The 12,562-nt window shown below is 67.3% G+C and carries 15 protein-coding genes; 6 read left to right on the top strand and 9 right to left on the bottom strand.

Annotated features, from left to right (window positions below):
• Positions 1-10: 10 nt before the first annotated feature.
• Complete coding sequence (locus RF641_RS16870; RefSeq protein WP_424573681.1) at positions 11-421, bottom strand: DUF1304 family protein; 411 nt, start codon at positions 419-421, stop codon at positions 11-13.
• Between the two features lie 16 nt (positions 422-437).
• On the bottom strand, positions 438-1,070 hold the full coding sequence (locus RF641_RS16865; protein WP_424573680.1) for a maleylpyruvate isomerase family mycothiol-dependent enzyme: 633 nt from the start codon (positions 1,068-1,070) through the stop codon (positions 438-440).
• 68 nt (positions 1,071-1,138) lie between these two features.
• Here RF641_RS16865 and RF641_RS16860 point away from each other — a divergent pair, with 68 nt between their 5' ends.
• On the top strand, positions 1,139-1,594 hold the full coding sequence (locus RF641_RS16860) for a MarR family winged helix-turn-helix transcriptional regulator (RefSeq protein WP_424573679.1): 456 nt from the start codon (positions 1,139-1,141) through the stop codon (positions 1,592-1,594).
• Between the two features lie 71 nt (positions 1,595-1,665).
• On the opposite strand, the gene RF641_RS16855 is transcribed toward RF641_RS16860, so the two are convergent.
• Positions 1,666-2,415, bottom strand: coding sequence for an SDR family oxidoreductase (locus tag RF641_RS16855; RefSeq protein ID WP_424573678.1), 750 nt, complete (start codon positions 2,413-2,415; stop codon positions 1,666-1,668).
• 44 nt (positions 2,416-2,459) lie between these two features.
• On the bottom strand, positions 2,460-3,182 hold the full coding sequence (locus tag RF641_RS16850) for a beta-ketoacyl-ACP reductase (protein WP_047119052.1): 723 nt from the start codon (positions 3,180-3,182) through the stop codon (positions 2,460-2,462).
• A 216-nt stretch (positions 3,183-3,398) separates the two neighbouring features.
• On the opposite strand from RF641_RS16850, the gene RF641_RS16845 reads away from it, so the two are divergent.
• From RF641_RS16845 to RF641_RS16835, 3 genes are read left to right on the top strand one after another with little or no spacing between them, the layout of a single operon-like run.
• Positions 3,399-3,824 carry a DUF3099 domain-containing protein gene (locus tag RF641_RS16845; RefSeq protein ID WP_047119051.1) on the top strand — a complete coding sequence of 142 codons (426 nt, stop codon included), beginning with the start codon at positions 3,399-3,401 and terminating at the stop codon, positions 3,822-3,824.
• On the top strand, positions 3,824-4,069 hold the full coding sequence (locus tag RF641_RS16840) for a hypothetical protein (RefSeq protein WP_047119050.1): 246 nt from the start codon (positions 3,824-3,826) through the stop codon (positions 4,067-4,069). The genes RF641_RS16845 and RF641_RS16840 overlap by 1 nt, the downstream gene beginning before the upstream one ends.
• Complete coding sequence (locus RF641_RS16835) at positions 4,070-4,969, top strand: SURF1 family cytochrome oxidase biogenesis protein (RefSeq protein WP_424573677.1); 900 nt, start codon at positions 4,070-4,072, stop codon at positions 4,967-4,969. It abuts the gene before it with no gap.
• A gap of 62 nt (positions 4,970-5,031) precedes the next feature.
• On the opposite strand, the gene RF641_RS16830 is transcribed toward RF641_RS16835, so the two are convergent.
• Positions 5,032-5,463, bottom strand: coding sequence for a hypothetical protein (locus RF641_RS16830; protein WP_424573676.1), 432 nt, complete (start codon positions 5,461-5,463; stop codon positions 5,032-5,034).
• A 12-nt stretch (positions 5,464-5,475) separates the two neighbouring features.
• Positions 5,476-7,077: a ribosomal protection-like ABC-F family protein gene (gene abc-f / locus RF641_RS16825; protein ID WP_047119047.1), complete on the bottom strand. Its 1,602-nt coding sequence runs from the start codon at positions 7,075-7,077 to the stop codon at positions 5,476-5,478.
• Positions 7,078-7,256: 179 nt separating this feature from the next.
• Here abc-f and RF641_RS16820 point away from each other — a divergent pair, with 179 nt between their 5' ends.
• A complete protein-coding gene (locus tag RF641_RS16820) occupies positions 7,257-7,424 on the top strand; it encodes a hypothetical protein (RefSeq protein ID WP_161448287.1) in 168 nt (55 codons plus the stop codon).
• Here RF641_RS16820 and RF641_RS16815 read toward each other — a convergent pair.
• From RF641_RS16815 to RF641_RS16805, 3 genes are all read right to left on the bottom strand, one after another.
• The gene (locus RF641_RS16815; protein ID WP_047119046.1) at positions 7,400-8,494 is read right to left on the bottom strand and encodes a GTP pyrophosphokinase; all 1,095 of its coding nucleotides are present in this window, start codon (positions 8,492-8,494) and stop codon (positions 7,400-7,402) included. The two genes, RF641_RS16820 and RF641_RS16815, sit on opposite strands and share 25 nt — an antisense overlap.
• Before the next feature lie 129 nt (positions 8,495-8,623).
• Positions 8,624-9,394 (bottom strand): DUF2637 domain-containing protein, encoded by a 771-nt coding sequence (locus RF641_RS16810; protein ID WP_053798028.1) that lies wholly within the window; start codon positions 9,392-9,394, stop codon positions 8,624-8,626.
• 150 nt (positions 9,395-9,544) lie between these two features.
• Positions 9,545-10,645 (bottom strand): VanZ family protein, encoded by a 1,101-nt coding sequence (locus RF641_RS16805; RefSeq protein ID WP_424573675.1) that lies wholly within the window; start codon positions 10,643-10,645, stop codon positions 9,545-9,547.
• A 214-nt stretch (positions 10,646-10,859) separates the two neighbouring features.
• Between RF641_RS16805 and RF641_RS16800 the strand changes: the two genes are divergently transcribed.
• On the top strand, positions 10,860-12,326 hold the full coding sequence (locus RF641_RS16800; RefSeq protein ID WP_424573674.1) for a DUF2079 domain-containing protein: 1,467 nt from the start codon (positions 10,860-10,862) through the stop codon (positions 12,324-12,326).
• Positions 12,327-12,562 lie beyond the last annotated feature (236 nt).

Genomic DNA, 12,562 nt, shown 5'->3' with positions numbered 1-12,562 from the left:
TCGAGCGTTCTCAGGCGAACAGCGGAGACACGACCACTACCAGCGGCAGCACGCTGGATGAAACGGTGCCCTTGATGCTGCCGCCGCGCGGCTTCCAGTAGCCCATCGCGTCCGCGGCGGCCATGGCCAGGCTGGCCAGCAGCATGTACCAGCAGAAGCACAGCACCACCACGGTGCCCGCCAGCGGGTCGCCCCAGCGGATCATCGCCAGGCCCGCGATCGCTCCCAGGGCCGAGAGCAAGTTGCGCGCCCCGATGCAGAAGGACCACAGCTTCACCGAATCGGCATGTTCCGGATCGACGCTCAGGAACTTGGCCACCTTGGGCCGCCCGTAGAAGAACATTTCCAGCGGCGCGACCACGATCAGGATCAGCGCGCTGACGAGGGCCGCAAGCTGCCCCGCAACATTTAGTGTTTCCATGGCCGTCTCCCTGGCCTCATGACTCCAATCGCAAGCGCTCCGCGCCCGGGCCATCCAACCGGCCCAGCCAGGCATTCCTGCCCGTCAGGAGCAGCAGCAGGGCCTCCATCGGCCCCTCAACCAAGGCCCCCTCCCCCGCCGACCACGAGGCGTCGCTCGCCTGCAGCCGATATCCGGCCAGCTTGCGACGCGCGTAGAAGGGGAATGGCAGCCTCCACACCAATTCGGCGCCGGCCTGCGCGCCCGCCACCGGCATGGACGGGTAGTCCGCGTCCAGCGCGATGGAAATATCCCTAGCATGGACCATGATGTCCATCAGCGGGGTGGCGCCAACCGCGCCGGGAGCACGGCGCTGCGACGTGGCGAATCGCCGGTAGTCCGCCGCGATCTGCTCCACCGGCGCGTCGCCGCGGCGCCTACCGTCGAAAAAGACCATGCTGTTGAAATCGCCGCGGGTCCGGATCATCTCTCGCAGGACCGTGCCGAGGCCGGTGGTGGCCGGCGCGATCGCATGGGCCGCCACGTCGCGCACCCGCCATCCGGGGCACAGCGAATCGGCGTTCCATTGCTCCTCGTCCAGGCCTTCGAGCAGCCCAGCCAGCTGCAGGCGTTGCTCGGCGACCAGCTCCCACATCCGATTCCGTTGCATCGCGGCACCCGTTTCACTAGCTTTAAGGTCAGCTTTACTGACTAATATTAGTTCGTTACACTGACCACATGCAAGGGGAAAAATCCACGGATCCGGGGCCATTCAACGTCGGACTGCTGCTTTTCATTCCCTACCGGGAACTGGAGGAAAGGGTGTTCGCTGCGGTGCAGGACGCCGGCTACACCGACATCACCCTGCCCCAGGCACGGCTGTTCCAGCGGATCTCCGCCGAGGGCTCGCGCATCACCGAGCTGGCCAGCCGCGTCTACATCACCAAGCAGACCGCCAGCGTGCTGGTCAGCTCCATGGAACGCAACGGCTATGTGCGGCGTGTGCCCGATCCCCTGGACGCGCGGGCCGGCCTGGTCATTGCCGACGAGCGCGGCCTGGCGGCCGGCAAGGTGGCGGCCGCGGAAATCCAGCGGATCGACCGCGAATGGCGCCAGGCTCTGGGTTCGGCCCGTTACGACCGTCTGCGACGCGACTTGCACGTCCTCGCGCGGCTGACCAACAGGCCGCAGTAGAGCCGCATTAAATGGCGCACGGGGCGTCCGGCCGTGACGGTCGGACGCCCCGTGGTCAAGGGCAACTCGGGCTACTTGTCGGACTGCTTCAGGAAGTCCTCGGCGCCGCCGACCAGCTCGGTGTGGCCGGTTTCGACGTCGGCGAAGACCATCTTGGCGACCTCTGCGCCGAACTCCTCCACGGAGTACAGCTTGCCGGCCTGCTCGCGGCGGGCCTCGATGGCTCCCGGCTCCATGCGGTTGAGCAGGGTCGCGGTAATGGTGCCCTCGATCATGTCGCCGGAGACGACCACGAAGGTGATGCCCTTTTGGGACAGCAGCGGGATCAGCTCGCGCAGCGCGTCCTCGCCGGCGCGCTTGGACTTGGCCACGGCGTCGTAGGCGTCCATGGTGGAGACCTCGTTGATGAAGTGCGCCTGGTGGCTGGTCACGAAGACCACGCGGCCGCCCTCGCTGAGCTTGGGCAGCGCGGCCTGCAGCATTTCGACCTGCGCGTCTCGGTTCAGGCGCAGCGCGTAGTTCTCGCCCATCGAGGTCTCCATGCCGCCGGAGGCGTTGAGCACCAAGACATCCAGCGAGCCGAAGTTCTCCACAGCCGCGTCAACTAGCGCCTGCCGGCCCTCGACGGTGGTCAGGTCAGCACCGACGGCGACGGCTTGGCCGCCCTTCTCTTCAATGGCGGCGACGATCTTGTTCGCGCGCGGAGCCTTGGCGCGGTAGTTGACCACCACGCCGACACCCTGCTCGGCCAGCAGCTGCGCGGTGACAGCGCCGATGCCGCGGGAAGAACCGGTGACGATTGCACCCTTGTATTCGCTCAACTTCACATACTCCTTAAAATGGGGAAAAATTCGGGGGCTGCGGGCTAGTGGCCCATGCCCAGGCCGCCGTCAACCGGAATGACCGCGCCGGAAATGTAGCCGGCCTCGTCGCTGGCGATCCAGCGCACGACGTTGGCAACTTCCTCCGGCTCCGCGAAGCGGTTGGCCGGGATGCTGGCCAGGTAGCCCTTCTGGGTCTCCTCCGGCAGCACCGAGGTCATCTCGGTGTTGATGAAGCCCGGGGCGACCACGTTGGCGGTGATGCCGCGCGAACCGAGCTCGCGGGTCAGCGAGCGGGCGATGCCCACCAGACCGGACTTGGAGGCCGCGTAGTTGATCTGGCCCGGGGAGCCGTACAGGCCCACCACGGAGGAGATCAGCACGACGCGGCCGCGCTTGAGCCGGATCATGCCCTTGGCGGCGCGCTTGACCACGCGGAAGGCGCCGGTCAGGTTGGTGTCGATCACCGAGGTGAAGTCGTCTTCGCTCATGCGCAGCAGCAGGGTGTCCTTGGTGACGCCCGCGTTGGCGACGAGAACCTCAACTGGGCCGTGGGCCGCTTCAACTTCCTTGAACGCGGCGTCGATGGACTCGGCGTCGGTCACATCGGCCTTCACACCCAGCAGCCCGGCAGGGACCTCGCCGCTGCGGTAGGTGATGGCGACCTTGTCGCCGTTGGCTTCGAAGGCGCGGGCGATGGCCAAGCCGATTCCACGGTTTCCGCCGGTCACCAGGACGCTGCGGCCAGTTTCTGGTTCAGTAGTCAATGTATATCTCCGTTCACGCACGCCGAAATGCCGTTCCGGCTGCCGCCGGACGGACCCGTGGTGTGCGCTGTGCCTAGGTAAGTAGCTGCTTCTGAATTCAATCCTATTAGTTACCAGCTGGTTTTACCGCTTCGACGTACGGTAGAAATTCGATTCTCGCAGCCGTGAGTGAGACAATGGAACGACCCCAGCCCCGATGAAGTGAAGTTCCACTCAATGTCGCACCAGCACGCGCACCACGGCTCGGACGAGCCCCACGTGCATCGCATTACCGAAGCCCGCGAGTCCCACACCGTCGAGCAGGATACCCGTGTGCGCAAATACACGATCACGATGACGGTGCGCGTGGTCTGCTTCGTCCTAGCGTTCTTCACCACGGATTGGCTGCGCTGGTTCTTCCTGATCGGCGCGATCTTCCTGCCCTACGTGGCAGTGGTGATCGCCAACGGCGGCGCGGATATCACCCGCCGCCAGCCGCCGGCAGAGTTCTACGAGCCCACCGGTCCCGAGGCCCTGGAGGGCGGGCACGCAAACGTCGCCCCGGCTCCGGAAGGCGCCGAGATCATCGACGGCACGCTGGTCGAGGATGAGCAGCCGCCACGGGATCCGGGGGACGATACCGCGAACGGCAAGGAGAACTGATGGACCTGCTCGGATCGCTGTCGGGCCAGCAGGCCCAAGCCCCGGTGAAGTGCTCCCGCAAGGGCTGCCGCCAGGACGCCGAGTACCGCCTGCTGTGGAACAACCCGAAGATCCATACCCCCGAACGCCGCAAGACCTGGCTGGCCTGCGCGGAGCACCGCCAGTGGCTGGAGTCCTACCTCAAGGACCGGCTGCTGTACAAGGAAACCTTGCCGCTGCACGACGCCGAAGGAGCACAGCACTAGATGTATCGTTTTCTGGCCAGCTCACGCTGGATCGGCTGGCTGCTGCTGGTCGCCGTCTTCGCCGTGGCCTGCGTGTCCCTGGGCAACTGGCAGGCCGATCGGCGCAAGGAGGTGCTCACCGGCATCGAGCGGGTGAACAAGAACTACTTCGCCGAACCGCTGACCGGCAAGGCCGCCCTGGACTACTTCGAGGCGCTGCCCGAGGACAAGATCTGGAGCACCGTCGAGCTGACCGGCAGCTACTTGGCCGAGGACACCCGGATCGTGCGCAACCGCATCAAGGCCGGCGCCCCGGGCTACGAGGTGCTGGTGCCCTTCAAGACCACCGCCGGCGAGGTCGTGGTGATCGACCGCGGCTTCCTGCCCATCGGCAACCAGGAAAACGGCCACCCGGACGCAATCCCGGCCCCGCCGGCCGGCGAAGTCACCGTGAAGGCGCGGCTGAAGCCCGGCGAGATCCGGCTCGACCGCGGCGCCCCGGAGGGCCAGCTGGCCACCATCCAGCTGGAGGACTACTCGGCGGCCCTGGGCTACCCGCTGGCGCAGGGCTCCTACGGCATCATGTACGAGGAAAGCCCGGCCCCGGCCAGCGCCCCGCAGCAGCTGGACCCGCCGGACATGGACGAGGGCCCGCACCTGTCCTACGAGATCCAGTGGTACATCTTCGGTGTGCTGGCGTTCGTCGGCTTCTGGTACGCGGCGCGCACCCAGAAGAAGATCAACGCGGAGGAAGCCGCCGAGCTGGCCGAGGCCCGGGCGCTGGGCTACGACGAGCCGGTGCATACGGTGCGCAAGGTCCGGGCCAAAGGCCCCAAGGTCCATCGCCGCGACGGCTCGCTGACCGACGAGGCCATCGAGGACGCGCTGCTCGACCAGCAGGACGCCACCGACGCACGCTGAACGCGCGAAACCGGCGGGAAGAAGCTTCTTCCCGCCGGTTTCGGCGTTAATAAGGTATCGGCCTACGGTTTCCAGCGCAGCCCGTCCTGGCTGCAGGCGGGGGTGCCGGACAGCGCCGCATCCCGGCAGGCCCCGTCCACCAGCGCGCGCTCCCCCAGCGGCTGGCCCAGGTCCAGGATATAGGGCACGGTGTCGTTCATCGGGCAGCCGTAGGTCCCCTCGGGCAGCGGCTGGACGTAGACGGTGACCACCACCTGCTCGGTGCCGAATTCGGTGTCCGTGGACGCCACGTCGCCGGTTTGGCCTCCGGCGCAGGCCGCGCGCACGACACCCAGCTCCAAGGTGGTGTCCTGCGGCGTCGGGGACTTTCCCCCCAGCAGCGACCAGTTCGCGTGGGGTTCCTCGGCCGGAACCTCCGCCGCGGAGCACCCGGAAGACAACAGCGCCGCCAGGAGGATCCCGGCGGCGCCGCTTGCGCTGCGAGAGGCCGTCATGCGGCCATGCTACTAGGTCAGGGTGACCAGTTCCAGATAGTCCTCGCTGAACAGGTCCTCGTCGCCGTCCGGCAGGATGACCACGCGTTCGGGCTTCAGCGCCATCACGGCGCCCTCGTCGTGGCTGACCATGACCACGGCGCCCGGGAAGGTGGACAGCGCGCCGAGCACCTCGGCGCGGGAGGCCGGGTCGAGGTTGTTAGTCGGCTCGTCGAGCAGCAGCACGTTCGCGCTGGAGGCCACGATGGTGGCCAGGGCCAGGCGGGTCTTCTCGCCGCCGGAGAGCACCCCGGCAGGCTTGGACACGTCGTCGCCCACGAACATGAAGGAGCCCAGGATCGAGCGCACGTCGGCGTCGCCCAGGTGCTCCGGGGCGTTGCGGCGCATGTTCTCCAGCACCGTCGCCTCCGGGTCCAGGGTGTCGTGCTCCTGCGCGAAGTAGCCGATCTTCAGGCCGTGGCCTGGCACGATGCTTCCGGAGTCGGGTTCGGACACGCCGGCCAGCATCCGCAGCAGCGTGGTCTTGCCGGCGCCGTTCAGGCCCAGGATGACGACCTTGGAGCCGCGGTCGATGGCCAGCGAGACGTCGGTGAAGATCTCCAGCGAGCCGTAGGCCTTGGACAGGCCCTCGGCCATGAGCGGGGTCTTGCCGCAGGGGGCCGGATCCGGGAAGCGCAGGGCGGCAACCTTGTCGTGGGCGCGGACCTCTTCCAGGCCGGCGAGCATGCGGTCCACGCGCTTGAGCATGGACTGCGCCGCCGAAGCGCCCGAGGCGCGGGCCTTCATCTTGTTGGCCTGGGCCAGCAGCACCGAGGCCTTCTTCTCGATGTTGCCGCGCTCGCGCTTGCGGGCGCGCTCGTCGGTCTCGCGCTGCACCTGGTAGCGCTTCCAATTCATGTTGTAGACATCCACCGTGGCTCGGTTGGCATCCAGGTAGAGCACCTTGTTCACGGTCTCGTCCAGCAGCCCGGTGTCGTGGCTGATCATCAGCACGCCGCCGGCGTAGTTCTTGATGAAGTCGCGCAGCCACACGATGGAGTCAACGTCCAGGTGGTTGGTGGGCTCGTCGAGCAGCAGGGTTTCGGCATCCGAGTAGAGGATGCGGGCCAGCTCCACGCGGCGGCGCTGGCCGCCGGAGAGGGTGCGCAGCGGCTGGTTCAGGATGCGCTCGGGCAGATCCAGGTTGGCGCAGATCGCCGCGGCCTCGGATTCCGCGGCGTAGCCGCCGGCGGCGATGAACTCGGCCTCCAAGCGGTCGTAGCGGCGCATCGCCTTGGCGGAGACGGCGGCGTCCTCGCTGGCCATTTCCTCGCGGGTGCGGGCCAGCTTGTTCAGCACGATGTCCAGGCCGCGGGCGCCGAGGATGCGGTCGCGGGCCAGCTGCTCCATGTCGGGGGTCTTCGGGTCCTGCGGCAGGTAGCCGATCGAGCCCTTGTGGGTGACTTCGCCGATGGTGGGCTGCGATTCGCCGGCCAGCACCTTGGTCATCGTGGTCTTTCCGGCGCCGTTGCGGCCCACCAGCCCGATCTTGTCGCCCTTGTCGATGCGGAAGTTCACTTCGTCCATCAGCAGGCGGGCGCCGACGCGTAGCTCGAGATTGGCTACGGAAATCATAGGGTGGGCCTTTCAGCGGGTCCGGCAAAAACTTTGGCGCCCCGTCAACAGGGCAACTTAACTAGTTTAGCCGTGCAACGGCCCTGATGGCGCGAACTGTGTTTGATTCGACAGCCGCACCCCGGCGTTTGCCCGCCGCATGGGGTATGATCTGCACCACCTTGAGAGGAAGGCGCACCATGAGCACGAACCTGGCGGCACTGGTGGTCCTGGCGGCCGCGCTGATCGCGCTGGCGGTATTCGCGTGGGTGCCGGCGCTGGCGTTCCTGCCGGTGGCAGGTGTCCTCTACGCCTGGAACCCGGCCGGCCCCGAGCCCGGGCCTCAGCCGTTCAGCGACGAGCGGTAGTCGTTCATCTGGATCAGCCGGCGGCTCAGCGACGCCTCGCGGCGCAGGTCTGATCCGCTGGTCTTCTCGATGTGTGCCTTGCCGAAGCGCCAGAGCAGCACGTCGTCCAGCAGCCGATCCGGACCCGGCGAATAGCGGTGGTCCAGCGCGGCACGCACCTCGCGCACCACCTCCGCATCCAGCAGCCCGACCAACTGCCAGGTCGCGTCGATGCCGTGGGCGCCGAGCAGCTCCGCGGCCCAGGACCAGTCGTCGTCGCGCTTGCGGTCCACGTGCGGCAGCAGGGTCTGCCAGATCTCGCCGATCTTCTCGCCGGTCAGCTTCGCGGCGCCCAGCCCGTTCTTGTCGTGGTAGCCGTTGAGCCGGTGGTAGAGCTCGTCGATGTCGGTGAAGTAGTTCTCCACGGTTTCCAGCATCGCCGCGGTGGCGGTGAAGTGGCGGTCGATCTGCGGGTTCCAGGCCGCCTCGCCGGGGTGCTTGAAGCGGATGTCGTGCTCCATCTCGCTCCAGGCGTGCTGCAGGATGGTGCGGATCTGCACCTCGAAGATGAAGTTGCCGCTGGGCACCACGGTTTTGCCCAGCGCCTCCTGGAAACGGCGGACGGTGGGCTCGTTGCGGGTCTTGAGCAGCAGGTGGCGGGAGGAGTAGCCGTAGGTCCCTGATTCCACCGAGCCGATGTCCTTCTCGCGGTCGCTGCGGCAGTCGAAGGCCTCGCGGTGCGACTTGATCAGGCTGGCGACCTGCTGGATCTCGTGCGGCAGCATCACGATGATGCGGATGCCGACCATGTCGTGCACCTCGCGCAGCGGGTTGGGGAATTCGAGCACCGGGTCGCTGTCGGCGTTCTCCTGCAGCCGGCGCGAGGCCTTGGCCTGGAATGACTCGGTGGACTTCACCCGGCCGGTGATGAACAGCGGCTTCACCTCGCTGCCCGCGAACAATCGGCGGATCTTCGCCTTCATGGCGTTGAGCACCGAGTGCAGCTCGCCGCTGACGGTGCCGTACTGCGCGACCGCGGCGGCGATCTGCGCGGAGAACCCGTCGCCGGTCGTCTCCTGCTGTGGATCCATCACTGATGCCTCCTGGAACACCTGGCGCTGCGGCCTATACGGGGAGAGCCGAAGGGGCGCAGCCCGCGGGCCGCGCCCCTTCGGGAATGACTTGAGGTGGTGATTCCCGCAGGTGGCGGGAATGCCTGGTTACGGACGGGTCAGGCGCTTGGCCATGTCCTCGTACAACGGGGCCTTGGCGTCGCTGTTGGCCGCCGGAGCGGACTTGGCGGTCTGGTTGGCCGGCGCGGCGGGCTTGATCGGGGTGACCTTGGCGTCGTTGCGGGCCGCGGCGATCGCCTCGGCGCGGGCGCGGGCCAGGTCGTCCTGGTGGTCCTGCTCCAGCTGGGCGAAGCGCTCGTCCTCGGCGGTCTTCGCGTCGGTCAGCGCGGCGTTGTAGCCGTCGTCATAGGCCACGCCGTACTTCTCGGCGTTTTCCTTTTCCTCGTCGTACTCCAGCTCGGCGCGCAGCTTCGCGGCCTCGGACTTCTTCTGGTACATGTGCACGGTCAGGTGGGTGATGGCCAGCAGCACGATCGGCGGCATGGCTGCGACCAGCGCGGAAACCAGCGGTGGCACGCCGTCCACGATCGAGTCGACGGTCAGGATGGCGTGGGTGGAGTTCGCGGCGGTCGAGACGATCGCGCCGAAGAACAGCAGGGACCAGGGGTAGATCATGGCGCGGCGGTTGAACCCGTTCAGGGCCACGATGGCCACGGTGGCGGCGACGATCATGCCGTCGATGATGATCGGCCAGATCCAGGCCAGATTCGACTGGATGCCGGAGCGCTCGGCCAAATCGGTCAGGGCCGCGAAGGACAGCACGAATGCGCCGATCGCGATCAGGACGGTGGCGCCGACTGCGGTTCCGAGCACTGCCTTATGCGGTTCGTTCGGAACTTCTGGTTTCTTGTCTTCCATGCTTCGCTTGGAACCTGTACTTTCGCATTATCGGGGACGTTCAGTTGACGCGAGTCGGGCCGGCCGGCATGGCTTGCACACCGGGCACCGGATCCATTTTAGCGTTTAACCCCGCCGGGTACGCAGTGTTCGTCCACACACTTTCGCAGATCAGGCCCGGCGATCGGCGAATCCGGTGCCAGTGAGCACCCCGGCCAGCGCCCGCGCGCGCGGGATCAGCCAGAAGCACAGGGCGCTGAGCACCGCGTAGAGCATGACCGCCGAGCTCAGCCAGGGCAGGTCCGGATTGTCGTTGATGCTGGTGGAGATCTGGAAGAAGAAGGTGATGCCGCCGAAGCCTAGGATCGTGCGCAGCCCGGCCCGCCAGGCCGCGGCGCCGCGTCCGTCGCCGCCGGTGATGCGGATCCAGGCGCAGCGCTGGCCCAGCGTCGCGCGCCCCGGGGCCAGGCTCGGCAGCAGGAACACGAACAGCACCACAACTGCCGGCACCCAGATGTTCACCAGGCCCGGGTCCACCTCAGGGCCGCCGAGCTTCTCCACCAGGTTCAGGCCTGCGGCGATCACGAAGACCGCGGCGCCGGTGAAGGAGGAATCGAAGAAGTCGGCCAGCGCGCGCCGCGTCCGGGTGACCGGGCGCGGCGGGGCATCCTCCGCCCGCGGTTCGCGCGGGGAGGACAGGAAGGCGAAGACCGGCAGGTAGGCGATGATCGCGCCGAGCAGCGCGCCGAAGGTGTTCATGATCAGGTCGTCGACGTCGGCCACGCGGTAGGCGCAGGTGTACAGCCCCCAGACGCCGGTGTACTGGGTCAGCTCGATGCCCAGGCTGGCGACCAGGCCCAGCACCATGCCGGTGAACATGTTGCCGCGCAGCCAGCGCACGGCCAGGATGCCCAGCGGCATGAACAAGATGATGTTGAACAATACCTGCCACAGGGTGAAGCTGGTGGCCAGGCCGCGCAGGCCCACCTGGGCGTAGACGTCGGCGAAGTCGTTCAGGAAGTGCCCCGGGGTCAGCTGCGGGACCGCGACGCCGGGCCTGCAGAACGCGTCGCGCGTGGCCGGCAGCGGCAGCATGGTGTAGCTGAACAGGCCGAATCCGTAGAGCGCTGCCGCCGCCGTGGTGATGGTGCGGCGCCAGGACAGGCGCCCGTGGCGGCGGTACTGCAGGGCGAGCAGGAAGATGCCGGCGACGCCCAGGAAGAGGACGCTGCCGAGGATGGCAACCGCTCCGGGCCAGATCATGCTGTTCATATCTCCATCTAACCGCACCCCGGGCCTCCTGCCGCACCCCGGGCGCCGCCCCGGCACTGGAAGGTCGCTGGGAATTTCCGCCATGGCTTCGGCGGATTGACTGGGGACTCTGCCCGCCCCGGCAGGTGCAACGTGAGCAATCTCCGCCCGCGCCACCGGCTGCGGCGGGCCGGCGATGCACCCATTGCCGCGGCGAGTCGATAAGCTTTAGTCCATGTCTACCCCGTCCCCCGCGCCCATGACCGGCGCCCACAAGCTGCAGCTCGGCCTGGTCATGCTCGCGGCAGGAATCCTGTACGTCGTCCACTCCTCCCTGCGTTTCGCGCGCTTCGAGTCGCGCGGGTACGACCTGGGCATCTTCGACCAGGCGGTGCGCCAGTACGCGATGTTCAAGGCGCCGATCGTGCCGGTCAAGGGGGTCGACTTCAACCTGCTGGGCGACCACTTCCACCCCATCCTCGCGGTGCTCGCGCCCTTCTACTGGATCTGGAACGACCCGCGGATGCTGGGCATCGTGCTGGCGCTGCTGCTGGTTTCCACCGCGATCCCGGTGTACCTGTTCACCCGCCCGCGCTTCGGGCACCTCGGCGCACTGCTGACCAGCGCCGCGCTGCTGCTGTGGTGGCCGTTCCAGGCCATCGTGAACTGGGACTTCCACGAGATCGCCTTCGGCGTGCCGATCATGGCGTGGATCATCTGGGCCTTCGACAAGGGCCGCTACTGGCTGGTTACGGGGCTCTCCGCCAGCCTGCTGCTGGTGCGCGAGGACATGGGCATCACCATGGTGGCCGTGGGAATCGTACTGCTCTTCCATCGCCAGTGGCTCAAGGCCGCGCTCACCGCGGCGCTCGGCCTGCTCGGGTACCTGGCGGTCACCGGCTACCTCATCCCGCTGTTCTCCCCCGAGGGCGAATTCTCCTACTGGCAGTACACAGCCCTGGGCGCCACCGCAGGCGCGGCAGTGGTCTTCCTGGTCACCCACCCACTGCAGTCGATCGCAATCCTGTTCGACCACCAGCTCAAGTGGGCTTTGTGGCTGCTGACCTTCGTGCCGCTGGCGCTGCTGCCCTTCGCCTCGCCGTACGTGATCCTCGGCGCCCCGCTGTTCCTCTCTCGCCTGTTCAACGACCGGCTGAACACCTGGGCCCCGGTCTACCAGTACGACGCGATCATGGCCCCGATCCTGATCATGTCCGCGGTCCATGTGCTGGGCAAGCTCGCCGTGCGCTTCAACTGGCGCCGCGCACGCCTCATCGGCCCGGCCTGGCTGCTGTCGATCTCGGTCATCGCCACCTTGTTCTTCCCGATGGTCTTCCCACTGGGCAAAACCGTCACCGGCCAGGGCTGGCCGCCGGCCGAACTGATCGCCGCCAAGGAAAAGGCCGTCGCGATGATCCCGGACGGCGTGTGCATCGAGGCCGCCGACAGCGTCGTCCCCCACCTCACCACCCGCACCTATGTCGGGCTGCACGGGGATATCGGCGACGACCTCTCCAGCTGGATGATCATCGACTTCAACGTCGAGGAGCTGGGCGGATGGGATCCGCTGACCCCGGACCAGGCGCTGGAACGCGCCACCGACCTGGGATTCAAGCCGGTGGCCCCGGAGGACCAGGGCATCCTGGTGCTCCACCGGGACATCCCGGTCGACCCGGTCTGCTCCTCCTACCTGCAGCGGTAGATTCCCGGGCCCGGCACCCTCAGGGTGCCGGGCCCGAGTACCTTCCAGCCGCAGGGCCTCGCAACCCGAACTCGAGATTCACAGGCAATATTCGAATCTTTATTCGATCAAACGCCGTACAATTAACACATGTACGAAGCAATGCAGCAACGCCACCGCCCGCCCGTACCACCGGTCCACACCGAATGCACCGCGGTGCTCACCGCCCTGGCCACCCAGCTCGCCCGCACCCTCGA

Origin of the sequence: Arthrobacter sp. 'calajunan', assembly GCF_046940185.1 — a bacterium.
GTDB classification, from domain to species: Bacteria; Actinomycetota; Actinomycetes; order Actinomycetales; family Micrococcaceae; genus Glutamicibacter; species Glutamicibacter soli.
Note: the sequence above shows the minus strand (reverse complement) of the source record. Positions and strands in the feature narration are given on the sequence as shown.

Bases quoted from the DNA above. Each gene is read 5' to 3' on its own strand.
- RF641_RS16830 (WP_424573676.1), bottom strand. From the start codon at position 5,463: ATGACGGCCTCTCGCAGCGCAAGCGGCGCCGCCGGGATCCTCCTGGCG.
- RF641_RS16860 (WP_424573679.1), top strand. From the start codon at position 1,139: ATGCAAGGGGAAAAATCCACGGATCCGGGGCCATTCAACGTCGGACTG.
- RF641_RS16870 (WP_424573681.1), bottom strand. From the start codon at position 421: ATGGAAACACTAAATGTTGCGGGGCAGCTTGCGGCCCTCGTCAGCGCG.
- RF641_RS16810 (WP_053798028.1), bottom strand. From the start codon at position 9,394: ATGGAAGACAAGAAACCAGAAGTTCCGAACGAACCGCATAAGGCAGTG.
- RF641_RS16820 (WP_161448287.1), top strand. From the start codon at position 7,257: ATGAGCACGAACCTGGCGGCACTGGTGGTCCTGGCGGCCGCGCTGATC.
- RF641_RS16865 (WP_424573680.1), bottom strand. From the start codon at position 1,070: ATGCAACGGAATCGGATGTGGGAGCTGGTCGCCGAGCAACGCCTGCAG.
- RF641_RS16800 (WP_424573674.1), top strand. From the start codon at position 10,860: ATGTCTACCCCGTCCCCCGCGCCCATGACCGGCGCCCACAAGCTGCAG.
- RF641_RS16840 (WP_047119050.1), top strand. From the start codon at position 3,824: ATGGACCTGCTCGGATCGCTGTCGGGCCAGCAGGCCCAAGCCCCGGTG.
- RF641_RS16835 (WP_424573677.1), top strand. From the start codon at position 4,070: ATGTATCGTTTTCTGGCCAGCTCACGCTGGATCGGCTGGCTGCTGCTG.
- RF641_RS16815 (WP_047119046.1), bottom strand. From the start codon at position 8,494: ATGGATCCACAGCAGGAGACGACCGGCGACGGGTTCTCCGCGCAGATC.
- RF641_RS16805 (WP_424573675.1), bottom strand. From the start codon at position 10,645: ATGAACAGCATGATCTGGCCCGGAGCGGTTGCCATCCTCGGCAGCGTC.
- abc-f (WP_047119047.1), bottom strand. From the start codon at position 7,077: ATGATTTCCGTAGCCAATCTCGAGCTACGCGTCGGCGCCCGCCTGCTG.
- RF641_RS16845 (WP_047119051.1), top strand. From the start codon at position 3,399: ATGTCGCACCAGCACGCGCACCACGGCTCGGACGAGCCCCACGTGCAT.